Here is a 26,901-nt window from a genome sequence, read left to right as displayed (position 1 = left end):
GGGGCTTTTTTGTGCCTGATATTGTGCGGGTGCTTACAGCTTGTAGCGGTAGAGCGCGCCCTGCTCGGTGCTGATGAGTAGCGTGCCGTTGTCGAGGAACAGCAGGCCCTCGGTCTGGCCGGCGCCTTTCAGCGACACGGTTTTGGGCGTGGCTTTCAGGGCGCTGTTTAGGTCGGTACCTTCCAGCAGGTACAGCTCTTCGCGGCCCAGCAGCGCCAGGTGGCGGCCATCGGGGCTAAGGTCGGCGCCGGTTACCTCGCCGGCAATGCTGAGCTTGGTCAGCAGCTCGGCCACGTGCGAGCCGGGCTGGTCCGACACGCTGTAGACTTTGCTGGTGGTCTGGTTGGCGCGGTCTTTCGTGAACAGGTACAGCTTGCCGGCACTCCAGAGCGAGGCTTCGCAGTCGAAGTTGCGCTCGTCCTTGGCGGGCGGGAAGGCCGTCTGGTCGGGGTAGCGGAAGCTGATTTTGCCCACGCTGTTGGGGCTCTGCGGCTCCACGCGGTAGATGGCCAGGTCGCGGCGGGTGTTGTTGTTGTTGCCGGCATCGGTGATGAACACGGTGCCTTTGCCGTCGTCGGCCAGGCTTTCCCAGTCGATGTTAGTCACGGGCAGCTCCCGCTCGCCCAGCTTTTCACCTTTCTCATTGATGAGGTAAAGCGTGGGTGAAGTGCCGGCGTCGCCGTGGGTGTAAAACGTGCCGGGCCGGCCGCCGTGGGCCAGGCCCGAGCTTTCCGGAATGCCGCCCTGCAGCTCGCCTACCGGCTGCAGCACGCCCAGCGGCGCGCTGGCATCGTTGCCCTTTTTATCCTTCTTCCCCTTTTTGCCTTTTTTGCCCGACTTCTGGTCGTCGCCACCCCGGTCGTTGGTGTCGGAAGTAGCGGTCAGGTCGTTGGAAACTTCGTTTTGCGCCTGTGAGCACGCACTGGTGAGCAGGGTGGCCAGGCCGAGGGTAAGCAGGAAAGTTCTGGACATGGAAGAACAGCGGAGATGAAAAAAAGCTGCCCGACTCGCAGAGCCCAGGCAGCGCAAACACAGTGTATACGGAATGAGCAGGCAGGAGGGTACGGGCGCGCAACGCAGCGTGGTCCTACGAATTGCCCGAAGGGCTTCGTAGGACCACTAAATAGGCAATGGGTCGTTGGTGTTCAGTGGAGTGCTGATGTTGCTGTTCAATGGTTTAGTGGTCCTACGAAGCCCTTCGGGCAATTCGTAGGACCACGCCCACGCTATCAAGGAACCGGGTCGTGGCCGTGGCCGCCCCAGGGGTGGCAGCGGGCGATGCGGCGCAGCGCCAGCCGGCCGCCGTGCCAGGGGCCGTGCTTTTCGATGGCCTGTACGGCGTAGGCCGAGCAGGTGGGCGTGTAGCGGCAGCTGGCCGGCGTGAGCGGCGAAATCAGGTGGCGGTACACCCAGAGTAAACCCAGCAGCAGCTGGCGGAAAACGGCAGACATAGCGCAAAGAACCGCAAACCCCTCGGAATAAATCCCGAGCCCGGCGGGCGGCGCGTTGCAGCGCCTTTTTGTAAGTTTGAAGGCCGGTGCACGCGCCCGGCGCCTTATTCCTTCCTTTCCCCATTCCCCACAGTTTTATGCGCACCAATCACTGGGCCAAGGCCCTGCTGCTGACGCTGCTGCTGCCCTTCACGGCCCGCGCCGACGAAGGCATGTGGCTGCCGCTCTTCGTGAAGCGGCTCAACCAGGCCGACATGCAGAAAAAAGGCCTCAAACTCACGGCCGAAGAAATCTACGACGTCAACAACGCCAGCCTCAAGGACGCCGTGGTGCAGCTTGGCGGCTTCTGCACCGGCGAGTTCGTCAGCAGCCAGGGCCTCTTGCTCACCAACCACCACTGCGGCTACGACGCCATCCAGACCCACAGCACGCCCCAGAACAACATCCTGCAGAACGGCTTCTTCGCCGCTACCAAAGCCGAAGAGAAGACCAACCCCGGCCTGTTCGTGGACATTCTGGTGCGCATGGAAGACGTGACCGGCAAGATGCTGGAAGGCCTCACGGCCACCACGCCCGAGCAGGAGCGCATGGCCACCATCCAGAAGCGCCAGAAGGAAATGGCCGACGCCGCCAAGGAGAACGGCCAGTACGTGGCCTACGTGCGCGACATGTTCGGCGGCAACGAGTACTACCTGTTCGTGTACCAGCGCTTCGGCGACGTGCGCCTGGTGGGCGCCCCGCCGGAAGCCGTGGGCAAGTTCGGCGGCGACACCGACAACTGGATGTGGCCCCGCCACACCGGCGACTTCTCGATGTTCCGCGTGTACGCCGACAAAAACAACAAGCCCACCGCCGGCCCCAGTGCCGACAACGTGCCTTACGTGCCCAAGAAGCACCTGCCCGTAAGCCTGCAGGGCATCAGCGAAGGCGACTTCGCCATGGTGTTCGGCTTCCCCGGCCGCACCCAGCGCTTCCTGCCCGCCGCCGGCCTGCAGATGACCCTCGACCAGAGCAACCCCGCCCGCATCAAGCTGCGCGACACGCGCCTCAAGCTGTGGAAAGAAGACATGGACGTGAACCCCACGCTGCGCCTGCAGTACGCTTCCAAGTACGCCAACATCGCCAACTACTGGAAGTATTTCATCGGCCAGAATGAGGGCATGAACCGCCTGAAAACCGTGGACGCCAAGAAGGCCGAAGAAGCCGCCCTGGCTCAGTGGATCAGCCAGGACCCCGCCCGCCAGCAGCAGTACGGCGAGGCCCTCACCAGCATCAACCAGGCCTACGCCGGCCTGCGGGAGTACAACCTGAGCGCCAACTACGTGAACGAAGCCGCTTTCGGCACCGAAATCATCACGCTGGCTTCGCGCATGATGCCGCTCTACATGACCCTGAAATCCACGCCGACCGACAAGGCAGCCCTCGGCAAAGCCACCGCCGACCTGCAGGAGCCTGTGGCCGAGTATTTCAAGGACTACAGCGCCAGCACCGACAAAAAAGTGTTTGCCGCGCTCATGAGCCTCTACATGAAGGACGTGCCCGCCGCCCAGCTGCCCGACGTGTTCCAGACCGTGCAGAAGCAGTACGGCAACTCGATGCAGAAGTACGCCGACTACGTGTTTGCCAACTCCTTCCTGACCTCGGAAGCCAAGGTGAAGGCCTTCCTGGCCGCGCCCACGCTGGCCAAGCTGGAAGCCGACCCCGGCTTCAAGACCTTCAACTCGGTGTACCTGAACTACACCCAGAACATTCTGCCCAAAATGCAGGCCCTGCAAAGCGGCCTCACCCGCGCCAACCGCCTCTACGTGGCCGCCCTGCGTGAGAAGAACAGCCAGAAAGTGTACTCGCCCGATGCCAACTCCACCATCCGGCTCAGCTACGGCACTGTGCGCCCCTACAAAGGCCGCGACGCCGTGCGCTACGACTACAAAACCACGGCCCAGGGCATTCTGGAGAAGGAAGACGCCTCCAACCCCGAGTTTGTGGTGCCCCAGAAAGAGCTGGAGCTGCTGAAAATGAAAGACTACGGCCGCTTCGCCGATAAGGACGGCAACCTGCCCGTGGCCTTCATCACCGACAACGACATCACGGGCGGCAACTCCGGCTCGCCGGTTATCAACGGCCGCGGTGAGCTGATCGGGCTGGCCTTCGACGGCAACTGGGAAGCCATGACCGGCGACCTGGCATATGACCCCGAGCTGAAGCGCTGCATCAACGCCGACATCCGCTACGTGCTCTGGTGCATCGAGAAGCTCGGCAACGCCAAGCACATCGTCGATGAAATGACCATCGTCAACAACGGCCCCAACCCCGGCGTGGGTGCTGCCACCGCCTCGGTAAGCAACGGCCTGGGCGACGTGGAAAAGATGAAGGTGAAAACCGACGACGGCCAGAAAACCAAAGTCAAGAAGAAGAAAGGCAAGGAAACCACTGCCGCCGGCATGTAGTCCCGCCTGTCATTCCGAGTGAAGCACGGAATCTGCGCAAGCCCGCCACCGGGGTTTTCCCGGATTTTTCGCGTTACTCAGAATGACACCCAAAAACGCCCCGGTGCCGTGTTGGCGCCGGGGTGTTTTTGCGTCTGGCGCGCAGCCGATATTGTGGGCCAGTAGGTTAGACTACACAGCTAAAAAGGAATGCGTACGGTCACGGTGTCCAGGGCGGGCACGTTCACGTTCTGGCTGGTGAGAGTCCGCACTCCATCTACGTTGATATACCAACGAACTCTATAGTTCTGACCTCCATCTATGGGCCGTACGAAAGTAGTGTCGCGCGGATAGGGCAGTTCGGCCACTAGCGTGTTGGAGCCATCAATACTAATCCACACGCGGCTGCGAGGCGGCTCGTCTACCAGCACGAAGCGCAGCCAGGCGGGGGAGTAGATGGGCACACGCAGGCCCTGGTTTTTGCGGCCCTGGCGCACGGCGGGGGCTTCGCCGTAGGCCGTGTAGTGGCCCTGTGCGGAGTGGGCCATCAGGATAACATGGCCGCCGGGCGCCTCAGCGGCAAACGAGAACCGGCCCTGCGCGTCGCAAGCGTGCGGGGCGCCCACAGCGCGATAAGCGCCTGCTCCGGTGTTGGGCGTCACGTGCAGTTGCACCGTGGCGTTAGGCACGGGCTGGCCGTTTATCCGGTCCACCACCTGCCCTTCGATGGTGGTGGTATCCGGCTCTTTGTCGCAGCTGGTGCTCAGTGCCAGCAGGCCAATGGCGAGTAGGAGGGGGCGGGCGTTCATGGCAGCGACCCAGGCAGGGCGGTTAGCGTAGGGAATAGAAAAACTAAAAACTCAATAGGTACCTAACTGAAGCAGAGGTAGTAATAAATTATGAAAATGCAATGCTGCTACAGGCTGAGTTGCCTGCAAAAGAGCATATAGGCCCCGTTTAAGGGCTGGCAAAACGCCCCGGTGCCGTGTTGGCGCCGGGGCGTTTATGCGTCTGGCGGGGCTGGATTTCTCACTGGAAATAAATATTGGCTGTGCGCTATGAATAGTTGTGGAGTTGCTGGCTTTCCGGTAATTTTCATCACTTGTAAAAGATGCAAAAGCACTTTATGGCAAAACGCTACCCGATTCTGAGTGTCTTATTGCTAACCGGATTCATCACCCACGCGCAGGGCAGCGGCCCCGGCGTGCGCGGGGCCCGCGCCGCCGCCCTTGGTCACGCCTCCGTCACGCTGAACGACGTGTGGGCGGTAGGCAACAACGCCGCCGGCCTCGGCCAGCTCAGCGCCCCCACGGCAGCCGTGTACGCCGAAAACCGTTATTTGCTCAGCGCCCTCAACACCGTGGCGCTGGCGGTGGCCGCGCCGCTGGGCAAGGTGGAAAACGGGCTGGCCCGCCGGGGCGTGGTGGGCCTGGAGGTGCAGCGCTTCGGCGGCAAGCTCTACAACGAGCAGCGCATCGGGGCCGGCTACGGCTACCGCGGCGGCCTTGTCAGCATCGGGGCGCGGGTGGATCTGCTGCAGCTGAGTATTGAGGGGCTGGGTAGCCGGCGGGCGGTGGCCGTATCGTTGGGCGGGCAGGCCGAGCTGGTGCCCAAGCGGCTGGTGTTCGGTGCCTACCTCTACAACCTCAACCAGGCCAAGCTGGCCGAATACCAGCAGGAGCGGGTGCCCACGGTGCTCAAGGCCGGCCTCTCGTACCGGCCCACGGCCAAGGTGATGCTCAACATCGAAACCGAAAAGGAAGTGGAGCAGTCGGCCGACTTCAAGGCTGGCGTGGAATACCGCGTGATTGACGCCTTAGCGCTGCGGGCCGGCCTGCGTACGCTCACCGAGGAAACCACCGGTGGCCTGGGCTTTCGGGCCGGCGCGCTGCAGATTGACTACGCCGCCGCCTGGCACGCGGCCCTGGGCCTCAGCCAGCACCTGAGCATTGGGCTGAGCTTCAACGCCAAGCAGCCATGAGGTCCGGTTGGAGCACTTTCGTATCGCAGTCGGGAGAACTGTCGGGCGAGTGTAGCGCGAAGCCTTTGCTTCGCGTACCGCTAAACGATTCAGCAGCCTACGGTTCAGCTAGGCCCGAAGCAAACGCTTCGCGCTACCCGCAAAAACGGCGCTGCAAGGCTATCCTGATGGCCGTTCTGCTGGCGGCAGCCGGTACGGCGCAGGCCCAGGAATACGTGCGCCCCACGCCCGACCTCGACCGGCTGACGCAGGAGCTGTTTGCCGAAATCCAGAGCGACCAGGTGCCCTCCGAGGACCTCTACGAAACGCTGCTGCAGTACTACCAGACGCCGCTCAGCCTCAACACCGCCACCCGCGAGGACCTGCGCGGCCTGCTGCTGCTCTCCGAAAACCAAATCAGCCAGCTGCTCACGTACCGCCAGCAGCGCGGGCCGCTGCTGAGCCTCTACGAGCTGCAGGCCGTGCCGGGCTTCGATTTGCGCACCATCTACCGGGCCGCGCCCTTCGTGACGGTGCAGACCGCCGGCGGCACCAACGGCCTGCGCGGCCCGCTGTGGCAGCGCGTGTTCAAGGAAGACAACAACGCCCTGTTTCTGCGCTACGAGCGGGTGCTGCAAACCCGCACCGGCTACACTGCCGCCCCCCTCGACAGCCTCGGCCGCGGCCCCACCCGCTACCTCGGGTCGCCCGACAAGCTGCTGCTGCGCTACCGCGTCAGCCACGCCAAGGATTTCAGCCTGGGCGTCACAGCCGAAAAGGACGCCGGCGAGCAGCTCACCTGGAACCCCAAGGGCCGCCAGTACGGCGCCGATTTTCTGTCGGCGCACTTTGTGGTGCAGGAGCGGAGCAAGCTGAAAACCCTGGCCGTCGGCGACTACCAGCTGCAGTTTGGGCAGGGGCTGCTGCTGTCGTCGGGGCTGCAGGTGGGCAAGGGCGCCGAAACCATCACCACCCTGCGGCGCAGCTCCATCGGGGTGCGGCCGTACTCTTCCATTCTGGAAAGCACGTTTTTTAGGGGTGCGGCCACTACCGTGGAAGTGGCGCCCACGGTGCGGGCCACGGCTTTCGTGTCGAGGAAGCGGGTGGATGCCAACGTGCAGCTGGCGGCCGATTCGTTGGCAGAGTTCGACGAGTTTTCGTCGGGCTTTCTGCTGACGGGCTTCCACCGCACACCCTCGGAGCGGGCCAACCGCCAGACACTGCGCGAAACCGTGGCCGGCGGCAACCTCAGCTACACCAGCCGCAGCGGCCACCTCGCCGCCGGCCTCACCGCCGTCGACACCCACTTCGACAAAGCCATTCAGCGCCGCCCCGAGCTGTACAACCAGTACGAGTTTCGCGGTACGCACAACCTGGCGCTGGGCGCGCACTACACCTACGTGCGCGGCAACGTGCTGGTGTTTGGCGAAACGGCCCGCAGCAGCAGCGGCGGCTGGGGCACCGTGAACGGGCTGCTGGCCAGCCTCGCGCCCACCGTGGATGTGTCGGCGCTGGTGCGGCACTACACCCGCGACTTCCACACGCTCTACGGCAACGCGCTTAGCGAAAACACCCGCAACATCAACGAAAGCGGCCTGTATCTGGGGCTGAAAGTACGGCCGGTGGCCCGCTGGGAAGTATCGGCGTATTACGACCAGTTCTGGTTTCCGTGGCTGAAATACGACGTGGGTGCGCCCTCGCGCGGCCACGACTGGCTGACGCGCGTGACGTACGCGCCCACCAAAACCAGCCTGCTATACGCCCAGCTGCGCACCCGCCAGAAAGCCTACAACCCGTCCTCCGACCAGCCCATCCCGCAGCCCGAGCCCACCACCCGCCACAGCGTGCTGCTCTACTACGACGCCAACCCCACGCCCACGCTGGGTCTGCGCACCCGCGTGCAGGGCAGCCGCTACCGCGCCACCGACGCCAGCCCCTGGCAGCGCGGCTACGTGCTGGCCCAGGATGCCTCGGTAAGCATCGGCCGCCGCCTGCGCCTCACTGCCCGCTACGCCCTCTTCGATACCGACAGCTACGACACGCGCCAGTACGTGTTCGAGCAGGACGTGCTCTACGCGTTTTCGGTGCCGGCCCTCTCGGGGCAGGGCACCCGCGTCTACGGCATTGCTGAAATCAGCTGCACCCGCCAGCTCACGCTCTGGCTGCGCCTGGCCGAAACCCACTACCGCCACCAAACCACCGTCGGCTCCGGCCTCGAAGAAATCCAGGGCCCCCGCCGCACCGAGTTCAAAGCCCAGGCGCGCTACCGGTTCTAGTAGGGCGTATATAAAGCATTCAGGCCGTCATGCTGAGCTTGCCGAAGCATCTCTACCTCTGGCTAATCAATGCCAACACAACGAAGCGGTAGAGATGCTTCGACAAGCTAATCATGACGTGCGCAAGGTTTTCAGGTATCCTATAATTACCCGTGCCAACACATAAAAAGGCCGGCTCCCGAGTCGGGAGCCGCCTTTTTTATGTGTTGATACTCGGTGCCGACTATTGCTTCAACAGGCGCACCACGGCGGTGCCTTCTGGCATGTCGAGGTGGAGCTGGTAGACGCCGGTGCTGAGCTTGCTCAGGTCGAGGGAGTGCTTGAGCGGAGCGCCGCCCTTGTTGAGGGCAATGCTGCTCACGGTGCGGCCCACGGCATCCGTCACGCGCAGCGTAACGAGGCCACGCTGGGCGTTATCGACGCTCACTTGGAACTGGCCGGTGCTTGGGTTCGGGAATACTTCCACGCCGCGCAGCAGGGCCGCGTTCTGGCTGGAAAGCGTGGTGATATTCACGCAGCTTTCGTTGGTGTACACCGAGTTGCCAGTAGCGTTGATGGCCCGAATGCGGTAGCAGTAGGTACCGTTGGCGCCGGCAATCTGGTCGGCGTAGAACGTCGTATTGGCCGCCACAGTAGCCAGCAGCGCGAACGTGTTGTTGTTCGCACCGGTGCGCTCAATCTGGAAGCTAGCTTCGTTGTTGGAGTTGTCAGCCCACACCAGGTTCACGTTTGCGCGGTTGTTGGTCACACCATTGAGCAGCGTGAGCAGCGTAGATGGCGCAGCCGGAACTTCGGCCAGCGTGCACAGCTCCAGGCTCCAGCCGGTTAGCTGGCCGCCGTTGCTGGCGTTGTTGTCCGAGATGGTCAGCGTCCAGTTGCCGTTGGCCGGGTCGTTGAGCAGCGGGGCAAACGAGTTGGCTGGGCGCACGGTGGCGCCGTTGGCCAGCGGGCAGCTAACTGCGGAAGTGGCCGCGTCATCCAGGTTCAGGTTGAGGTCGGCGGTGCCGGGGCACACGTTGGCGAGCAGCACTACAGTCCGGCCCGCAGGGTTCGTTAGCGAAATGGTCAGCTCGCCCACGTTAGGATGCGTGATGGCTAGGTTGCGGATACGAATGTCACCGACCCGCTCCGCGTTCTGTACGTTGATGGTGGACGTTACCGTAGGCGTCGTGCCGAACGGAATGCTGACCGGTACCTGCGTGGCCGCAATCGGCGCGCAGGTTACGGAGCCCACCTGGAACGAAGCTGCGGCCGAATACGGCGCCGTGCTGCAGGGGCTCACACCCCGCACTCGCCAGAAATACGTGGTGCCCGGCGTCAGGGGCAGCGTGGCTACCGTGAAGTTGGTGGCGGCAATGTTGGCCTGCGTGAGCAGCACGTTGCTGAAGGTGGCGTCGGTAGCTACCTGCACCTCGTAGGTGGTGGCATTAGGTACAGCGTTCCAGGTCAGGCGGGGGCGGGGGCCTACGCGCTGAGCGCTAACCGGGCTAACCGGCACGGCAGTGGCTGTAGCGCTTGGCAGCACCGTGAAGGTGAACTGCTGCGTCTGGGTGATGCTGCCGCTCACGCCCGTCAGCGAGATGGTGTAGTTGCCACCAGCGGTGCCGGCTGCCACGTTCACAGTAGCCTGCACGGTGGTACCAGCGGCTGGGGCGTTGTTGTCGTAGGAAACCGTGACACCGGCGGGCAGGTTGGCCGCCGACAGGGCTACCGCGCCGCTGAACGATTGAATCTGGCCGATAGCCAGCGGGAACGAGAAGCCAGCGCCGGGGCAGATGGCCGGAATCTGAGCGGCCGTAGGCGCCAGGAAGAACGTGGGCTGGCCCGAGTTGGTGATGGTGAAATCCTGGTTGGACAGGTCGAAGAACACGTTGCCGGCGGCTTTCACCTTGATGCGGGCCGTGGTGGTGGCGGCCACCGAAGTTGGCACCGTTACCACGGTGTAGCCATCGTTCGGGGTGTTGGCCTGCAGCACCGTCGGGAATGTGCGGCCGCCGTCGGTGGAGAGCAGCACGTCTACGTTGGCAGCGTTGATGGGCGCGGCCGTGGTGTTGGCCACGTCCCAGGCTACCTGCTGCGGCGCGCCGGCCTGCCACGAGGCAGCCGACGTGTTGGGCAGTGTCACCAGGAACGGGCCAGCCGTGCCGATTACTGCCACGTTCATCGAGTCGTAATCAACCCCGCCCCCGCCTACGCGGTTGTCGCGGGCTACAAGGCGGAAGATGAGCTTGCGGGCATACGAAGGCAGAATTTCGCCCCGCACCTGCACGTTGGTCAGCAAAGCACCCGGCGTGCCGGCCGGCGTGAGCGTGGCCGGGAAGGTGCGCGTAGGCGAAGTTACGGGCGAAAACGCGCGGAAAATTGGAGCGTTGCCGGTAGGCGAGTTAGGCGCGCCGCCGGGGCCGAGGTTGAACTGTTCCCAGCTGTACGTCAGTGGGTCGCTGTTGGCGTCGGTGGCCGAGCCGGTCAGCTCAAACGGCGTGCTGAGCGGAATGGCGTAATTGGTGCCAGCGTTTACTACTGGGGCATTGTTGCCGGTAGCCGTGTTCACACCGCAATTGCCGCCGTTGGTCATGTGCGCTACCAGCTCATCGAAGCTGTAGGAGTGGAAATAGGGGTCAGAGTTGGGCTGGGTGTTGTCGGTGCCGCAGATGCCGGCGTAGGCCATGATGGTCGTGCCCGAGCCGGGCTCGTAGGCCGCACCCGCCGAGCGGTTGCCGCCGGCGCAGGAGCCTACCGTGCCGTTGAAGGTGTGGTTGCCGCCAAACTGGTGGCCGATTTCGTGGGCCACGTAGTCGATGTCGAAAGCATCCCCGAACGGCGCGGGCCGGCCGGTCATGCCGCGGGCTTTGCCGCTGGCGGCGCACAGGCTGCGCAACTGGGCCACGCCGCCGTCGCCGGTGGCGAAGATGTGGCCGATATCGTAGTTGGCCTGGCCGATACGGGCCGTCACTACGGTCTGGTTTTCGGTCAGCAGCGTCGTGGAGGAGCTGTTGGTGAACGGGTCGGTGGTGCCGTCGAGGAACACCAAAGTGTCGTTCTTGGGCACCAGCACCAGGCGGGCGGCCACTTCCTTCTCATACACGCCGCTCACGCGGTTCACCGACGTTACCATTTTCGACAGCGTCAGGGCTGTGGTGGGGGCGGCCGGGGCGCACACAGCTACCGCGTACTCGCCGGTGCAGGACACGGCCAGGCGGTAGGTGCGCAGCGTGGCGCCGTTGGGCACGGCCACGCGCAGCGGCGGCGCCAGCACCGTGCCGGCCGCGCTGCTGGCGCCCGGCGTGAGGCACTCGAAGCGCACGTTGTCCTTGTTCATGGCCGTGCGGTCGAACACCAAGTGGGTGTTGCTGCCGGTTTCAGCGGGGTCGATGAACACCGTGCGGCTGCCGCTCATAATCATGGCGTGGAAGCCGGCCGGCGACACGTCGAGGCGGGCCGTGGCCGCCGGATCGTCGATGCCTTGCGCTTCGTAGGTGCGGATCTGCGGGTATTTAGCGGCCAGCTCGGGCAGCATCACGGGCACCTGCACGATGCGGAAGCGCTGCGAGGTGCCATCTGGCAGCGGCAGCGACACCACGGTGCCGGAGTTGCGCGCGCCGGCGCCGGCCTCGCGGGGGGCAGTAGCCAGAGCATCGCGCATGGCCGGCAGCTGCACCGTAACGGCCCGGTACTGGCGCAGGGCCTGCGTGGCAGAGCGGGCAGCCGGCTGGGCGCCGGGTGCATCGGCCCACAACACGCGTTGGGCGGAGGCCATGTTCGGCAGCCCGGTCGCCGCCAGCAGCAGGCCGCCCAGCAGCGCCGGACGCCATGTATTTCTTGGCAGAGTAAAGCTTGGTAACATAGAAGAATGGGTTGAAAAAAAAGGAAGTCAACAAGAGTCTGGTGCCCTAAGGTACTGGTTTTGCTGAAGGTGTAATGCGTTTAGAAGGGTATTTTACCTGAAGGTATCTTTCACCTAATAGCCAGTGCTCACGCAGAGCGGTGCGGGTCTAACCGACACAGATTTAGAGGGATGCACGTGGCTGCCCTCCGGTTGGTGGTTGCCCACCTAACGTGCAAGGCCCGCCGGAAGCAGTTCCGGCGGGCCTTGGGCAGGGAGAAGCAGCTGGCAGGGTCAGGCTTCGGTTTTCACCAGCACCACCTGTGCCTTGTCGGCCTGGCTGATGCGGCGGCGGAATTCCTGGTAAGCCGGGTATTCTTCGCGGGCAAAGCGGGTGCGAGGCACAAGTAGGCGCCGCACGTACAGCAGCGTGCCATCGGGCTGGGCCTGTACCTGGCTGGAGTAGGTTCCAAAGGCCGTCGTTAGCTGCACCTGCGCCGGCAGGCTTTCGGGCTTGAAGCCGGCGGGCACATGAATCCGGACGGTATCGGCGTAGCTGAAGGCGTTGTCGAGCCAGACGCCCGTGCGCCGCTCGCCCACGGCAGCCGGCAGCGCGCTCCAGCGGCTGAGCAGGTTGGGTGTCAGAAACGCCCGCTTGCCCGACACCGAGGCCCAGCCCGGTAGCGTCAGGCCCAGGTTTTCGGTGAGCACCGGCACCGGCTGCCGGTGGTCGGGCTGGTAGCTGAGCTTGCTGATGCTGAAGTTGGCCAGCGGCAGATGCTCGGCTACGGCCTTCTTCTGATCGGCCAGGTTCTGGGAGCTGGCCAGCCCTGTGTAGGCGTCCTGTTCCAGGCCCGAAAGCCGGGTCCGGACACTGGCTGTGGCGCTGCCCTGCGCATCCAAGTACACGTCGGCCAGCCGCTCGCGGCGGTTGTCGGCGGCCAGGTACTGGGGCGTGCGCACCAGCCGGCCGCCCTGGGGCGTCACGAGCAGCGCGTGGCGGTTGCCAGTGAAGCTGCTCATGTAGCCGAACGGGTTGGTCTGGCTGGTGCACTCCAGCCACACGGTGTCGGGCTTGGCAGCCTTGCTCAGCGGCACGCACAGCACCACATGGTTGAACTGCTGGCTGGGAAACTCCGTGCGGATGTCTTCCTCATTGGCGCGCACCAAAGCCGGGTAGGCCGTGATGCCCGCGGTTTTCAGCAGGGCCTGGCAGTAGTTGGTCAGGGCCTTGCAGTCGCCATAGCCATTGGCGGCCACGCTGCTGGCCGGAAAGGTCTGCCAGCCGCCAATGCCCAGCTGCACCGAAATGTAGCGCGTGTTGGCCTGCAGCCACTCATACACTTTCCGGATGCGGGCTCGCTCATCGGTTTCGCCCTGCAGCAGGGCCTGCACTTTGGCCTGCACGGCGGGCGGCAGCTCGTCGCGGCCGGCATTGAGCTGGTAGTTCCAGAGGCCCAGGGTCTGCCACGAGGTAAGCGTGCCCAGGTGGCCCTGCACCTCAAACTGGGTGGGGGCGGTGTACACGGCGGGGGCCGTTTCGCTCACGGGCGGTCCGTCGGGCTCGGCTTCCACGGCGGCCAGGTTGTGCACCTGCCACTCGTAGGCCTGCCCGGCGTCGGCCGTTGGGGTTTTCACGGCCGCCGTGCCGGCGGGCAGGGCACGCTCTTGGTAGCGCAGCGCCAGGCCGGCCGGCATCAGCACCCGGAACGTGGCGTGCTCCACGGCCAGCTGCTCGTCGGGCTGGGGCTTCCAGGTGGAATAGAAAAGGGTGTTGGTGGAGCTGACTTCGTACTCAAACTCCACGGTGTACGGGTACACCGGCTGGCGCAGGTCGGCGAGGCGGCCCCGGCCGTCGTTGGCCAGGCTGAAGCCGTCGGACAGCGAAATGTCCTTGATTTCCGAACTTTTCAGCGTGCGCAGCACGCGGCCGTCGGCGGCGTAGGCCGTGCCGCGCAGGTAGCTGACCGTGTTGAGCTGGTCGTAGTACACCAGCTTGCGGGCGTAGTCGGCCCCGGCCTCGTCGAAGATGGTGACGGCCCGGCGCACGGTTTCCACGGTGCGCCCCGCCGATTTCACCACCAGCGTTTCGTCGGAGCGGCGCACCACGGCGTGGGCGTTTTCGCGGAGCGAGGCCGCAATATCAGCTACGGGGTAGCTGGCGGGCGGGCCGGCCAGCACCACGGAGCCCGGCAGGCAGGCCGCCAACAGCAAACTCAGGCGGCCGGCAGTGCGCGGAAAGTATAGCATACGGCTCACGACTTCTTTTTAAGAACGATCTGCTCGGCCTGCTTGGCCACTACCAATCGGTAGAACTCGCGCAGGCTGGCGTACTCCTCGGCCGAGTACACAGCGCGACTCAGGTTCAGACGGCTCATCATCTGCACGGTGCCGTCGGCGGCGGGCTGGGCCTGGAACAGGAAGCGGCCGCCGTTGTCGGGCAGGCTGATGGAAGTAGGCTTGGGCAGCTCTTCCACTTCATAGCCGGCCGGCAGCGTCAGGGTCATCACCACGGTTTCGTCTACGGGGCAGCCAAAGTCCACCGGAAATTGGCGCGACTCGTGCACAAACGGGTTTTTGCTGTTGCCGAAGTGCTGCAGGGGCCGCACGTACAGCAGGCCCGCCGGGGCGTCGCCGCCGGCCGCCGTCAGCTCGTAGTCGAAGCTCAGGGCCTTGGCCAGATCTTCGCGCTGGCCGAACTGGTACTTGCTCACGTTCCAGCCCTCGCGGCCGGTCAGCAGGTCTTCCACAAACTTCTTTTCGCCTTTCTCGCGCAGCCGGCTGCGCTGGGCCGAGCCCGCGTAGCCACCGTGCTCGGAGTGCACCTTGCCCGTGTAGCCGCCTTTCTCGTCCAGCACCAGCTGAATCTGCTGATACTCGGTCAGGCGCTGCGTCGGCTGCAGGCTCACCCACCGCGACTCCGCGGCGTTGGGCATAATCAGGCGGCCCTGGCCGTTGAGGCAGCGCGTGGGCAGCATGCCGCAGGGTAGCAGCTCCTCCGTGGCGTCCACCAGCATTTCCTTGCCGTCGGGCAGCGGCACGTGTGCCACCACGTAGTTGAAGCGCGAAAGCATGGGCATGTAGTTGGCATTGACGGCGCCATGCTCGCGGGTGCTCACCAGCACGGGGTTGGCCTGGAAGCCCGCCTCGCGCAGAGCCGCAATCAGCAGCAGGTTTACGTCGGCGGCGTTGCCGCGGTGCTGGTCGTAGGCTTTGCGCACCGAGCCGGAGCTGTAGAGCTGGTCGTGGCCGTCGTATTTCACGGCACTGCGCACCAGCGCGTGCACGGCAGCCACGCGGGCCGCCGGGTCTTTCTCCTGGGCCAGCAGCGGCGTGAGCTTGTCTCTCAGAAAGCCGGCCCGCCGCAGCTGCGCCCCGAAGCCTTCGGCCGTGAGCAGCTCATCGTTGATGCTCTGCCAGGTGCTGGTCATGGGGCGGTAGCCCTGGCCGGGCCACTGCAGGCCGGCCAGCTCGAAGTCGATGCGCGCCACATGGTCGCGGGAGGAGGTCATGAACGGCTCTTCGCGGAAGGCCGGCGCGTTCTGCACCGCCCAGCGGTGGTTGGTTACCTGAGCCGTTACGGTTTCAGAGCCGCCCGACGTGCGGCCGCCGTTCATACCGGGCTCAATGGACGAGCTCCAGCGCACCGTGTACTGGCCGGCGCCCTGCGGATGCTCGCTCACGGCCAGCGGCAGGTAGCCCTGCATCATGGTCTTGTAGTCGAAGTACTCCGGAATCTGGGCCCGGTACTCGCTCCAGCGCACCGGAATCGACTGCTGAAACTGCCAGTCTTGGAAGTTGAACAGGAAATCCGACACGACAGTGTAGCTGTACTCAATCACGGCGCCTTCGCGCACGTTGGGCAGCGTGAACTTACGCGTGGTGGTGTTGGGCCCCGACTCCTCGCGGAAAGCGGAGGAGCTTTCCAGCTTTTCCTTCACAATTTCCCCGTTTACGAGGTTGTAGGTGAAGCCCTTGAGGTTGGTAAGCTTTTCCTCGCTGTTGTTTTTGTGGTAGAGCGGCACTTCCACAGTGGCCCAGTCGTAGCCGGCTTTCTGTAGAATCTTGATGCGCGTCACCCGCTCAAACACGGTCTGGAACCCCTCACCGGCAGGCCCTACCTCGAAGCGGGAGCGGCCAAAGTCGCAGAGTACCACCGCTTCGGCGGCGCTGTCGGCCACGAAATTTTTTGGGTCGAAATCTTTGAGGTCGGGCTTGCCGAATTTAATGGGCTCGTTCTGGCCCAGGGCGGGCACCGTGGCGGCGCTGCCCAGCACTGCCAGCAGCACAAGCCGGCGCAGTAAAGGTGTTGGCATCGTAAACTATAAAAGGAAAAAAGTAAGCTCAACAGGCACACAGCTTCTTCCCACCAGGAGCAGGAAAAAGAAGATAAAAGGATAGCAACAGGTGGCAGGAAGTAGCGGGGCAGAATAACGGAATTCTAAAGCTCCGCATTTTTAGAATATCTGCCAATATTCAGATGAAGAAATAATGAAGCACGGCTATTTCCGGCTCAGTACCAGCATTTCTCCGCACTTGGCAGCCGCCTGCTGGTGTAGCTCGCGCAGGGCGGCGTATTCGGCTGGGCTGTACTCGGCGCGGCTGAGCTGCAGGCGGGCCATAAACTGTACGGTTTCCGGGTTGAGCTGCGTGACCTGGTACTGAAACCGGCCCCCGGCGTTGGGCAGCGCCAGCACCACGCTGGCCGGTAGCTCCTGTACCGTGGTGCCGGGTGGCAGCGTGAGCGTCACGAGGGAGGTGTACTCGTGGGGCATGGCAAAGTCCACCGGATAGTGGCGGGTGGGCGCACGAAACTGGTACGGAACGGCGCCCAGCAGCCGCATAACGGGCAGGTAAAGCAGCGTAGCCTGTGGGTTGTTGGGGGCGGGCAGGTGCAGAGCCATTTCTACGGCCACGGCTGCCTGGGCGGAGTCGGACAGGAGGAGTTTGGGCGGCGTGGGCTGCCATTCGGTCCACTGCTGCCGCAGGCTGGCCAGGTAGTCGGCCACGGAGGTCTGCCGGATACTCCGCCGGGCTTCCAGGCCGGCATAGCCCTGGTACTCCAGCTTTAGGCTGCCATCGAGGGCGCCTTGCTCCGTGAGATGCAGCTTGGCCGTCCGGAACTCCAGGTGGCGCGCCGCCGGCCTGATCGTGAGCCAGCGGCCGGAGGCGTCGGCCAGGCAGCCTTGCCCGTTGAGGCAGCGCTCGGGCAGCAAACCCGCCGGCAGCTGGGGCTCGGTGGCATCCAGCAGCAGGTCGGAGCTGTCGGGCAGCTGCACGTGGGCCGCTACGTAGTTGAACTGCGAGAGGGCCGGCACCAGCTGCTGCATCTGGCCGTGGCCGCGGGTGCTCAGCAGCAGGGGCGTGGCGGGCAGGCCGGCCGCGCGCAGGGTGCTCACCAGCAGTAGGTTTACGTCGGCGGTGTTGCCGAGGCGCAGCTCCAGCGTGCGGCGCACGGGCTGCGAGCCAAACAGGTCAATTTTGCCGTTGTGCTTCACGGTGCGCTGCACCAGGGCCAGCACGGCTGCCGCCCGGTCTTTGGGGTCATCGTGCTGCTGGCGCAGGGTTTCGGCGGCAGCGGCCAGCGGCGAGCGGCCACTGAGCAGCAGGCCGAAATGATCTTCCTTCTCAAGAACCTTCCAGAGGGCCGGCCATTTGCCCGTAACGTCCTGGTAGTCGTGGCCGGTGAAGTTGGTGCCGGCCAGCTCGAAATGCACGCTACGCATGTAGTCGTGGGGCGTGGTCAGGAAGGGCTCGGTCCGGAAGGCCGGCACGTCCTTCATCACCCAACGCAGCTGCAGCGCGTAGGCCGACAAGTGACTATCCTGGCCGGGAGCCAGCCCCTGCGGGCGCGAGGAATAGGTGGTGGTGTAGGGCACTACCGTTTCTTCCTTCACGGCAAACGGCAGGTAGCCCCGCGTGATGGTTTTGTACTGGTAAAACTGCGGCAGCGTGGCCCGGTACTCGCTCCAGCGTACCGGAATGCTGTGCTCGAACTGCCAGTCCTGCAGGTTGAAAATGAAGTCGGAGGTGATGGTGTAGCTGAACTCCACAATCGAGCCTTCCCGCACCGCCGGCATGGTAAACGACATCAGCACGTGGTTTTTGTCGAGCTGCTCGCGGAAAGCGGGGTCGGCGGCCAGCTTGGTTTGCATCACCCGGCCGTCCTGCAGGTTGTAGGTGCTGCCCTTGAGGTTGGTGAGGCGCTCGTACTGGCCGTCGCGGGTGTAGAGGGGCACGCGCACGGTGGCGTAGCCGTAGCCGGCCTTGCGGTGGATCTGCAGGCGGGTGGTACGCTCGAATAGCACCTGAAACTTGTCGTGGCCGCCCACCAGGCGGGAAGTGCCGTAGTCGCAGAGGTATTCGGCTACGGCCGCGGCAGTATCAGAAGCCGCCGGAGCCGGCACGAAATCAGTGGACCGGACGCTGCCAAACCTGATGGGCGGGGCAGGTGCCTGCTGGGCAAAGACCGGGGCAACCACCAAGACCCCCAGCAGCACAAGCAGTAGCCGTAAAAATATTGTCATAGCAGAAAATGCAGCGGGAAGCCGGAAAGCGGCGCGTATGGGGGCTTAGGGCTTCTGCACCACAATCGGCTCGGCCATTTTGGCCAGGGCCTGGGCGTAGAGGGCGCGCAACGCGGCGTATTCCTCGGGTTGATAGTGCGTTTTGGTGAGCAGCAGGCGGCTGGAAATGGCCAGGGTTTGCGGGGTTGGCTGGCTGATGCTATAGATAAAGCGGCCGCCGTTGCCGGGCAGACTCAGGTTGGCATCAGTCGGCAGCGTGGTGGCCGTGTAGCCTTGTGGCAAGGTTAGCGTCACCTGATACTCGGCGCGGCGCGGGGCCGGCAGGTCTACCGGGTAGCGCCGGTCTTCGGTCTGGAACGGCGAAGCGGTGGGGGCCAGCGTCTGCAGCGGCCGCACATACAGGGTACGGCCCGCGGCTTCCGGGGCCGGCAGGTGCGCATCGAGGGCCAGCACCAGCGGGGTGCCTGGGGCGGTGGCCGTTTCCTCCCGGCGCTTCACCGTCCAGTCGGGATGGTCTTTTTGCCACTTTACCAGCAGGTCTGGCCCCGCCCGGCGAGCCGGCGAGGCAGCATAGCCGGCGTATTCCTGCCGGATGGTGCCGGCCAGCGCGCCGGCGTCATCCAGCTGGAGGGTGGCGCGCGTGAACTGCAGATGGGGCTGCGTGGCTACCAGCGGCACCCAGCGGCCCGTCGGGCCCAGCAGGCGGCCCTGCTCATTCAGGCAATGCTCGGGCAGCATGTCCACCGGCAAAGTCGGGTCGGTGGCATCGAGCAGCTGCTGGCCCGCGGGCAGGCCGGGCACGTAGGCTATTGGGTAGTTGAGCTGGGTGAGCACCGGCAGCTCGGTTTGCACCCGGCCATTGTCGCGGGTGCTAAGCAGCAGCGGCTGGGCCTCCAGGCCGGCGTCGCGCAGGGTGCGGATCAGCAGCAGGTTCACTTCGGCGGCGCTGCCGTGGCGCCGCTCACAGACCTTTTTTGGGGTTTCAAAGGCATAGAGCCGGTTTTCGCCGGTGTAGCCTACGACTTGCTGCACCAAAGCCCGGGCGGCGGCGGCACGGGCGGCGGGGTCGGGGTGGGTGGTGCGCAGGGCGGTGGCGGCGCTGGTCAGGGGCGTAGACTGATCCAGGTAGCCGCCAAAATTCTTGTTCTTCAGCAGTTCCTGCTCTATCTCAGGCCAGGTGCCCGCCAGGTACCTGGGCGGTGTGTTGGGCTGGAACTGAATCCGCTCCAGCTCAAAGTCCACCCGGCTCAGATAGTCTTCGGGCGTGGTCAGGAAGGGTTCCTGGCGGAAAGCGGGGGCGTCCTTCAGCACCCAGCGGCGGTGTACTGCCTGCGTGCTGATGCTGACGCTGCGCTCCTGATTAACGGACTTGCCGTGGCTATCAGGGGGGCTTTGGCTGTAGGCCGTGGTGTAGGGCTGCACAGTGCTTTCATCGAACGCAAACGGCCAGTAGGTGTGGCTGACTTCCTTGTAGCGAAAAAAAGAGGGCAGCACCGCCCGATACTCGCTCCAGCGCACCGGAATCGACTGCTGAAACTGCCAGTCCTGCAGGTTATTCAGGAAACCGGAGCGCACCGTGTAGGTAAACTCCAGAATGGAGCCTTCGCGCACGTCGGGCAGCGTGAAGGCGTATTCGTCGACGTACTCCGATCTTTTGCGGCTGAACACTGCTTCGGTGCGCATAGGCGTTTTGAGCAGCTTGCCGGTGCCCGGCTCCAGGTTGTAGGTGAAGCCTTTGAGCTGCATCAGCTTTTCCTGGGTACCGTCGCGGTGATAGAGCGGCACCTGCACCGTGGCGTAGGAGTAGCCGGCCTTGCGGTGGATGCGCAGGCGGGAAGTCCGCTCAAACAACAGCTCGAAGCCATCCTGCGCGCCTACAATCCGCGACTGCCCAAAATCGCACATAACCTCTGCCGCCGCCGAATCGGCCGCGGCCGTCGGGGTGAAGTCGTCCTTGGTAACGCTGCCGAACTTGATGGGTGGGGGCAGTAGTTTCTGGGCACTGATTGGGCCCGCCAGCAGCAGGGCCAGGCCTGGCAGCGCCAAACGGCGCACTACGCGAAGCAACATGGGATAAGAGATAGGTAAAGGATATGAGCCAGCCAGAACACTGTCGGCACTATTTTGCACTCTCCAAATATAGCAGCCAGTCGGTAGGAATTGAGTAGCAGGTATTGAGTAGCAAGTATTATCATTTTGTATAAGTATCTGTAGAGTAATTGGTTATTGAGATAATGAATGTTCAATACTAAATACTCGGTACTCAATACCTGGTACTCCCTACGCCACCGGCTGTTGCTTGCGCACGCCCACCAGCAGATACAGCAGCGCCCCCAGTACCAGTGCCAGGCTCATGGCATGCACGTAGGGCAGGCGCGAAATCTGGTTGCTGAACAGCCAGCCGCCCAGCAGCGCGCCCAGCCCGATGCCGGCTTCCAGGGCAATGTACATGGTGGCCACGGCCCGCCCGCGCCGCTCGGGGTGGCTCAGGTCGATGGTCCAGGCGTAGAGCGTGGGCGAGTTGAGGCCCGTAGCAAACCCAAACAGCACCGCCGAGCCCAGAAACAGCGGCACCGAGTGCTCCACCAGCGTCATCATGCCCAGCGACACGGCCAGCAGCGCCGTAGACCAGCGTAGCACCGGTACCCGGCCGTATTTGTCGGAGGCGCGGCCGGCCAGCAGGCGCACCACCAGCGAGGCCAGCGTGTAGCAGGTATAAAACAGGCCCTTGCTGTGGTCGGCCAGTCCCAGCGCCTCGCTCTGGTCGGGCACCACCGTCAGGATGGCCCCGAACGGGAACAAACACAGCAGCGTCACGAGGGCCGGGGCCAGCACCTGCGGCTCCAGCACTTCGCTCCAGTTCAGGCGCAGCAGACTCCAGCTGAACTTCTGGCGCTGGGCCTGAGGCAGGGTTTCGGTCATGGTGCCCTGCACCGCCAAGCTCAGCAGCGCCAGCCCCGACGAGCAGTAGAACAGCGTATTGAGCGAGGTAGCCGCCGTGATGAGCGGGCCTAGGGCAGGGCCGGCGGCCATGCCCAGCGAGCCGGCCACGCCCAGCAGGCCCATGGCCTCGCCGCGGCGTTCCAGCGGAATGATGTCGGCGATGAAAGCGGCGGTGCCGGTGGGCTTGAAGCCGGTGCTGAAGCCATGCAGCAGCCGCAGCCCCAGAAACCCCGCCACGGTGGTGGTCCAGGGGTAAAAGAAGCCGCAGATAAAGCACACCAGCGAGCCGAATACCATCACCGGAATGCGGCCCACGGTGTCGGCTAGCTTGCCGCTGAACGGGCGCGAGAGGCCGGCCGTGAGCGTAAACAGCGCAATGATGAAGCCCTTATACTCGCCGCCGCCCAGCCGCGTGAGGTACGCGGGCAGCTCGGGCAGCAGCATGTTGAAGCTCATGAAAAAGAAGAACGACGACAGGCACATCAGCCAGAAGCCGGCACTGTAAGTACGAGGGGTGGTAGCGGGCATGGCCGGCAAAGGTACGGCCCCGGCGCGGGTGCGCCATGCTGCCAACCGGTATTTGGCCGTCGGGCCCTACAGGTCGTCGGGGGGCGCGGCCAGCGTGTCCATCACCTCGGCTGCCGACGCTGGCCCCGACGGATCGGCGGCGAGTTGCTCCAGTTCCTCCGCAGCTGCCAGGGAGTCGACGGCGGCGTCCTCGGCGGCCGTTAGCCGGATGGTGTCGGGTTGGATATCGAACAGGGTGGGGGCGGCGGCCTCGGTGTTGTCGTCGGGCTCCGGGCGGGAAGCTGGGCGCGCGGCTGCCGGGGCTGCGGCGGGTTTGCGCAGCAGGCCGGGCAGTTGCGCCGCGCCCCAGATGCCAGCTCCCGCCAGCAGGGCCACGGCCCCGGCCAGCGCCACGCGCGGCCACTGCAGCCGCCAGGTAGCCGGCGCCGGTGCTGGTGCCGGCCGCCGGGTGGCGGGGCGTGCCGCCGGCGCTGCCGCCCGGGCCGGAGCGCTGGTGAGTGCCGAGGTGCTGGCTGCGGCGGGCGGCACTGGTCGCGCCGGAGCCGGTGCGGCGGGCAGCGGAGCCGGAGCCGGAGCCGCCACGGGCCGGGCTTGCAGCTGCTGCAGTTGCTGACTGAGCTGCTGAATCCGGGCGTCCAGGTCGCGGTTGCGGGCGTCCGACTCGGCGCGGGCCGCCTGGATGGCAGCTTCCAGCGCCGCTTTTTCGTGGGCTTCGGCGGCGAGCTGGGCTTGCAGGCGGGCGGTTTCGGGGGCGGCGGCAGAGGCTTCGGCCAGCTGCTGCCGGAGCTGGGCAATGGTCTGGTCGCGGGCGGCTTCGCGGGTTTGCAGGGCCTGGGTCTGCTCGCTCACTTCGGCCCGAATCTGCTGCCGGATCTGCTCCAGCCGGGCTTTTTCCTGCTGGCTGTCGGCCAGGGCATCGGGGGCGACGGGCGGCGCGGTGGCCCCGTAGGGCGGGTCGGCGGGCACGTCTTCAGCTCCCAGCCAGCGCCACAACTGCCGCGCTTTGCGGGTCAGCAGGTCGTCAGTGTCGTCGGCAGGCAAGTCAGTGCCGGACGCCGACGTGTCATCTTCATCCGGCTGCAGCAGCGCCGTGGCCCAGGCATCGAGCGTGTCGGCCGGCAGCGGCTGCGGCTTATCCGCTGGCAGCTGCTGAAAGTCCCGCAGCACTGACTGCGGCTGGTGCACCAGCTGAAACCGGTCTTCGACGGGCAACTTGTGCAGTTGTTCTGCCAGCCCGCTTTCGATGTGCAGCAACTCTTGGAAAACCGCCATAGCCCCGATGGAGTCGGGCGCAATAGTCGGCAGCAGCGGCTGCCCGGCCAGCCAGGCGGCCAGCGCCGGCCGCTGCCGCTGCAGTTGCTGATATGGGTTGTCGGAACCGGAAAAGCCGGGTATCGGCTGGCCGTCGAGCAGCCAGGGGCCGTGCGTGAGGTGGTCGGCACTGAGGTGGCGGCCGCCGGGTAGCAGCTGCAGCACGGCCACGCCTCGCGGCAGCAGCAGCACGGCATCCAGCAGCTCGTCGTCGAGGGCCAGGTTCAGCAGCAGCACGCCTTCCCCGAGCCCCGTGAGGCTTTCCTGCAGGGCCTCGGCGCGGGTTTCGGCGGCCGCGCTGGCGTAAGGTTCAAACAGAAGGCAGTGCAGCATGGCGGCAGAAGAAACGACGGAAAACAGCGTAAAAGTACGGCGGGCGGCAACAGAACCCCGTTGCCGCCCGCCGTACTTCGTCAGGATTGGTCTTTGCCGTCTGCGCGTCCTACTCCAGCACCACGCGCCGCACCAGCCGGCCCGGCGCGGCGCCTTCCAGGCTGAGCAGATACGAGCCCGCGGGCAGGCCCGCCGTGGGCAGGGCCAGGGCTGCGCCACTGAACGGCACCGACCGCACCACCTGCCCGGTGAGCGTGTGCAGCGTAGCCACGGCCGCGCCGGTATGGCCCGGCACCCGAACCTGCAGCACAGCCCCGGCAGCAGCAGGCACCGGCCACACGCTCAGTTGCTGAGCAGTTGTTGCGCTGGCCACCGGCAGGGCGTTGCGGTTGAGAAACACGCGCCAGCCGCTCACACCCTGAGATTCCCGATACAGCACCACCAGGTCCAGGTCGCCGTCGTTGTCCAGGTCGCCGCTGGCTGTCAGGTTGGCGGACAGGCCCAGGATGGTGGAAAACAGCGGGGCGGCTTCGCTGAACATGCCGCGGCCGTTGTTGGTGTACAGGCGCAGCTCCATCCTGCCAGACGCCGTCAGCGCATCAATGTCGCCGTCGCCGTCGATATCCCCAATCGGCTCGGAGTTGGCTTCAAACGGGCTGTTGAACGCAAAGCCTGGCCCCTTGGTGAAGTTGCCCTGGCCGTCGTTGGCCATTACCGAGGAGCCCCACAGCATATCCAGGTCGCCGTCGCCGTCGAGGTCCTGCAGCGGAAACTCCACGGCGCTGCTGCTGCCCAGGAAGAGCTTGGTTGAAAAGCTGCCCGTGCCATCGTTGCGAAACCAGCTTACCCCGAACGTATCCTCCGACACCAGCACATCCAGGTCGGCGTCGTTGTCGAGGTCGGCCAGGGCGCAGCCGCGCACGGTGAAAGCGGAGCTGGAGCCGGCCAGGTTGCCGGAGCTGCTGAAGCTGCCGCGGCCGTCGTTGAAGTGCACGCTGCCGTCCACCACATCCAGGTCGCCGTCGCCGTCCACGTCGCCCACGGCGAAACTGGTCCCGAACGAGTTGCGCAGGCGTTCCTGGCGGCTGAAGGTGCCGCGGCCATCGTTGAGCCAGACGGTGGTTTCGTTGCGGGGAAAGCCCGAGGACATGTCGGTAATGGTCTGGCCCACAAAATCCACGTCGCCATCCTAGTCGAGGTCGGCCAGCTCGAAGCCCCACACCTGCACGCTGCCCGGCAGCAGCGGCACCGGGCTGCCAAACTGCCCCGCGCCATTGTTCAGGCACACCAGCAGCGGCGACGAAAGGGTAGCGGTGCCCACGTAAAATTCCGTAACGAGGTCCAGATCGGTGTCGCCGTCGATGTCGGCCAGGCGCAGGCGCATGGGGTGGGCGTAGCCGTACGTCTGGCTGAAGCCCGGCGTGAAGGCGCCGGAGCCGCCCGCGGCGGCCGTGAACTGCCAAACCGCCGGGCGGGCCAGCGGCAGGCCGGCACTGCCCCGCACGCCCGTCGGGATGATGGCCGTCAGCGGCTCGCCGGCCTGGAAGGGACGGGCCGCAGAGAAGGTGAGCGTGCTGCCGCTGGCCGTGGTGGTGCCCAGCTGCCGCCCCGAGTAGCGGCCATACACGTGCAATTGGTTGGCGGGCGCGCTGCCCACCGGCCCCGAAAGCGTGGCGCCTACCGTTGTGGTGCGGGCGGCCGGCCGGTTGGGGGCCGGCGAGAAGGCCGTCAGGCTGATGGTCGGCAACGCGGTGCCATTGTTGAGCTGCCACTGCACCTGGGAGTGGCCCAGGCCCAGCAGATCCACATCGTCGTCGTCGTCGAGGTCGGCCAGAACGAGGGCGTGGGGCGGCTGGGTTAGCGTGAGCGGGGTGCCGTCGCGGAACTCGCCGCGGCCATTATTCAGGCGAATCAGCACCCGCCGGTCCTGGTTGTTGCCCAGCAGCAAATCCAGGTCGCCGTCGCCGTCGAGGTCGTTGGCGGCCACGCAGGGCATCGTGCTGTTGATGGAGCCGATGGGGTAGTTGAAGCCGCTCCCGAAGCTGCCCTGGCCGTTGTTGAAGCGCACGCCCACCGTGGCACCGTCATAGCTGAAGTTGGTGCACAGCAGGTCCAGGTCGCCGTCGAGGTCGAGGTCGGCCAGGTCGAGGGCCTGCGGCTGGCCGCCCACGGCCACGGCCGGCGCTGGCAGCAGCCCGGCCACGCCCCCGTTGAAAAACGGGTATCACGCTCTGTGCAGCGTTGTGGCTGGCCACCACATCCAGGTCGCCGTCGTTGTCAATATCGGCGGCGGCCACGGTGGCCTCCGTGCTCAGGCCAGTGCGCGCGTAGGTCCACTGCACCGGAAAAGCGCCGCGGCCATTGTTGAGGCGCACTCCTACGGCCCCGCCGCCCACGCTGCCGCTCATGTTGCAGCTGAAAAACATATCCAGGTGGCCGTCGCCATTGAGGTCGGCCAGCCCCAAACCCCGGCCCGCGAGGCCGCCCAGCGCGCCGCTGCTGCTGCCCGCGCCCCCGAAGCGGCCCTGCCCGTCGTTGGCGTACACGTTGTAGAAGCCGCTGCTGCCGTCGGTGGGCTGTTCCAGCGTCACCAAATCCAGGTCGTGGTCTTCATCCACGTCGGCCAGCGTGGCGGCCATTGCCCGGCGGGTCAGCGGCTGGTCGGGCACGGCCACCAGCACGCCCCGCCCGCTGTTCAGACGCAACGCCAACTGCCCATCCCGGTCCGACTGAGCGTCGTTGAGCGTCAGGACGTCCAGGTGGCCGTTGCCGTCCACGTCGCCGCTAAGCAGCAGGCGGCCACTGGTGTTGATGCTGCTGCTGCTGCCGCCGCCAAACGCACCGGTACCGCCGCCACCGGCTGAAAACTGCCACACCGCCGGCCGGGCCAGAGCCCGGCCGGCGGTGCTGCGCACCAGCGTATCCACGGTAGCCCACAGCTTTTCGCCGGCTCTGAACCGGGTGCCGGGCGTGAAACTGAGCTGGTTGCCGCTGAGAGTGGCCACGCCGGCCAGCCGGCCGCCGGCCTGCGCGCTGTACACACGCAACGCCTGCTGCGAGCCGGTCCGTAGCGTCTCCGAAAACTGCACGATCACACTTGTGGCGCGGGCCGCCGGGGCATTGCGGGCCGGCGCCAGACTCTGGATAGTGGGCTGGGCCAGCGCGTGGCCGGCCAGCAGCAGGCCGGCCGCCGTAAGCCCGGTTTGAAGTGACTGCAAGCGGATAAGGCGGGGTAAGCGTGTAAGCATAGAGGATAGATGAAGTCAGAAAATCAAATATAGGGGAGTGCCTGGCACACTACCGCCCGCGCCCCGCCCGCCACT

General features: G+C 65.3%; 16 protein-coding genes. 3 read left to right on the top strand and 13 right to left on the bottom strand.

From position 1 onward, the window contains the following. Nucleotides 1-33: 33 nt before the first annotated feature. Both N008_RS04145 and yidD read right to left on the bottom strand, forming a co-directional pair. Complete coding sequence (locus N008_RS04145; RefSeq protein WP_052381178.1) at nucleotides 34-972, bottom strand: hypothetical protein; 939 nt, start codon at nucleotides 970-972, stop codon at nucleotides 34-36. 257 nt (nucleotides 973-1,229) lie between these two features. Next, nucleotides 1,230-1,451, bottom strand: a complete 222-nt coding sequence (yidD, locus tag N008_RS04140; RefSeq protein ID WP_044013962.1) for a membrane protein insertion efficiency factor YidD — start codon at nucleotides 1,449-1,451, stop codon at nucleotides 1,230-1,232. A gap of 137 nt (nucleotides 1,452-1,588) precedes the next feature. Between yidD and N008_RS04135 the strand changes: the two genes are divergently transcribed. Next, nucleotides 1,589-3,898 (top strand): S46 family peptidase, encoded by a 2,310-nt coding sequence (locus tag N008_RS04135; protein ID WP_044013960.1) that lies wholly within the window; start codon nucleotides 1,589-1,591, stop codon nucleotides 3,896-3,898. A 179-nt stretch (nucleotides 3,899-4,077) separates the two neighbouring features. Here the strand turns inward: N008_RS04135 and N008_RS04130 are convergent, their stop codons facing one another. Next, nucleotides 4,078-4,686 carry a hypothetical protein gene (locus N008_RS04130; RefSeq protein ID WP_044013958.1) on the bottom strand — a complete coding sequence of 203 codons (609 nt, stop codon included), beginning with the start codon at nucleotides 4,684-4,686 and terminating at the stop codon, nucleotides 4,078-4,080. A 317-nt stretch (nucleotides 4,687-5,003) separates the two neighbouring features. Between N008_RS04130 and N008_RS04125 the strand changes: the two genes are divergently transcribed. Then, nucleotides 5,004-5,858: a hypothetical protein gene (locus N008_RS04125; RefSeq protein ID WP_156109004.1), complete on the top strand. Its 855-nt coding sequence runs from the start codon at nucleotides 5,004-5,006 to the stop codon at nucleotides 5,856-5,858. Between the two features lie 167 nt (nucleotides 5,859-6,025). Continuing rightward, a complete protein-coding gene (locus tag N008_RS04120) occupies nucleotides 6,026-8,113 on the top strand; it encodes a ComEA family DNA-binding protein (protein WP_044013954.1) in 2,088 nt (695 codons plus the stop codon). A 223-nt stretch (nucleotides 8,114-8,336) separates the two neighbouring features. Here the strand turns inward: N008_RS04120 and N008_RS21295 are convergent, their stop codons facing one another. The 10 genes from N008_RS21295 to N008_RS04075 all read right to left on the bottom strand — a co-directional run bounded on the left by N008_RS21295 (nucleotide 8,337) and on the right by N008_RS04075 (nucleotide 26,826). Next, a complete protein-coding gene (locus N008_RS21295) occupies nucleotides 8,337-11,957 on the bottom strand; it encodes a reprolysin-like metallopeptidase (RefSeq protein ID WP_081910605.1) in 3,621 nt (1,206 codons plus the stop codon). A gap of 273 nt (nucleotides 11,958-12,230) precedes the next feature. Beyond that, nucleotides 12,231-14,186 carry a DUF3857 domain-containing protein gene (locus tag N008_RS04110; protein WP_081910604.1) on the bottom strand — a complete coding sequence of 652 codons (1,956 nt, stop codon included), beginning with the start codon at nucleotides 14,184-14,186 and terminating at the stop codon, nucleotides 12,231-12,233. 5 nt (nucleotides 14,187-14,191) lie between these two features. Further along, nucleotides 14,192-16,252 (bottom strand): DUF3857 and transglutaminase domain-containing protein, encoded by a 2,061-nt coding sequence (locus N008_RS04105; RefSeq protein WP_081910603.1) that lies wholly within the window; start codon nucleotides 16,250-16,252, stop codon nucleotides 14,192-14,194. Nucleotides 16,253-16,438: 186 nt separating this feature from the next. Beyond that, nucleotides 16,439-18,463, bottom strand: a complete 2,025-nt coding sequence (locus N008_RS04100) for a DUF3857 domain-containing protein (protein WP_081910602.1) — start codon at nucleotides 18,461-18,463, stop codon at nucleotides 16,439-16,441. Nucleotides 18,464-18,508: 45 nt separating this feature from the next. Beyond that, nucleotides 18,509-20,533, bottom strand: coding sequence for a DUF3857 domain-containing protein (locus tag N008_RS04095; protein ID WP_044013948.1), 2,025 nt, complete (start codon nucleotides 20,531-20,533; stop codon nucleotides 18,509-18,511). Nucleotides 20,534-20,743: 210 nt separating this feature from the next. Further along, entirely contained in the window at nucleotides 20,744-21,934 is a 1,191-nt protein-coding gene (locus N008_RS04090; RefSeq protein WP_044013946.1) for an MFS transporter, read from the bottom strand. 66 nt (nucleotides 21,935-22,000) lie between these two features. Beyond that, entirely contained in the window at nucleotides 22,001-23,578 is a 1,578-nt protein-coding gene (locus N008_RS21290) for a hypothetical protein (RefSeq protein ID WP_052381175.1), read from the bottom strand. A 109-nt stretch (nucleotides 23,579-23,687) separates the two neighbouring features. Next, a complete protein-coding gene (locus N008_RS04080; RefSeq protein WP_044013945.1) occupies nucleotides 23,688-24,758 on the bottom strand; it encodes an FG-GAP-like repeat-containing protein in 1,071 nt (356 codons plus the stop codon). A 9-nt stretch (nucleotides 24,759-24,767) separates the two neighbouring features. Continuing rightward, the gene (locus N008_RS22255) at nucleotides 24,768-25,781 is read right to left on the bottom strand and encodes an FG-GAP-like repeat-containing protein (protein WP_071884482.1); all 1,014 of its coding nucleotides are present in this window, start codon (nucleotides 25,779-25,781) and stop codon (nucleotides 24,768-24,770) included. Then, entirely contained in the window at nucleotides 25,663-26,826 is a 1,164-nt protein-coding gene (locus N008_RS04075) for an FG-GAP-like repeat-containing protein (RefSeq protein ID WP_081910601.1), read from the bottom strand. Before N008_RS04075 ends, N008_RS22255 begins: the two co-directional genes overlap by 119 nt. Between the last annotated feature and the right edge of the window lie 75 nt (nucleotides 26,827-26,901).

The organism is Hymenobacter sp. APR13 (assembly GCF_000737515.1).
In the GTDB taxonomy this organism is placed as follows: Bacteria; Bacteroidota; Bacteroidia; order Cytophagales; family Hymenobacteraceae; genus Hymenobacter.
Note: the sequence above shows the minus strand (reverse complement) of the source record. Positions and strands in the feature narration are given on the sequence as shown.

Coding starts and splice junctions, on each gene's coding strand:
- N008_RS04110 (WP_081910604.1), bottom strand. CDS start 14,186: ATGCTATACTTTCCGCGCACTGCCGGCCGCCTGAGTTTGCTGTTGGCG.
- N008_RS04130 (WP_044013958.1), bottom strand. CDS start 4,686: ATGAACGCCCGCCCCCTCCTACTCGCCATTGGCCTGCTGGCACTGAGC.
- N008_RS04090 (WP_044013946.1), bottom strand. CDS start 21,934: ATGCCCGCTACCACCCCTCGTACTTACAGTGCCGGCTTCTGGCTGATG.
- N008_RS21295 (WP_081910605.1), bottom strand. CDS start 11,957: ATGTTACCAAGCTTTACTCTGCCAAGAAATACATGGCGTCCGGCGCTG.
- N008_RS04100 (WP_081910602.1), bottom strand. CDS start 18,463: ATGACAATATTTTTACGGCTACTGCTTGTGCTGCTGGGGGTCTTGGTG.
- N008_RS04145 (WP_052381178.1), bottom strand. CDS start 972: ATGTCCAGAACTTTCCTGCTTACCCTCGGCCTGGCCACCCTGCTCACC.
- N008_RS04095 (WP_044013948.1), bottom strand. CDS start 20,533: ATGTTGCTTCGCGTAGTGCGCCGTTTGGCGCTGCCAGGCCTGGCCCTG.
- N008_RS21290 (WP_052381175.1), bottom strand. CDS start 23,578: ATGCTGCACTGCCTTCTGTTTGAACCTTACGCCAGCGCGGCCGCCGAA.
- N008_RS04105 (WP_081910603.1), bottom strand. CDS start 16,252: ATGCCAACACCTTTACTGCGCCGGCTTGTGCTGCTGGCAGTGCTGGGC.
- yidD (WP_044013962.1), bottom strand. CDS start 1,451: ATGTCTGCCGTTTTCCGCCAGCTGCTGCTGGGTTTACTCTGGGTGTAC.
- N008_RS04120 (WP_044013954.1), top strand. CDS start 6,026: ATGGCCGTTCTGCTGGCGGCAGCCGGTACGGCGCAGGCCCAGGAATAC.
- N008_RS04135 (WP_044013960.1), top strand. CDS start 1,589: ATGCGCACCAATCACTGGGCCAAGGCCCTGCTGCTGACGCTGCTGCTG.
- N008_RS04075 (WP_081910601.1), bottom strand. CDS start 26,826: ATGCTTACACGCTTACCCCGCCTTATCCGCTTGCAGTCACTTCAAACC.
- N008_RS04125 (WP_156109004.1), top strand. CDS start 5,004: ATGGCAAAACGCTACCCGATTCTGAGTGTCTTATTGCTAACCGGATTC.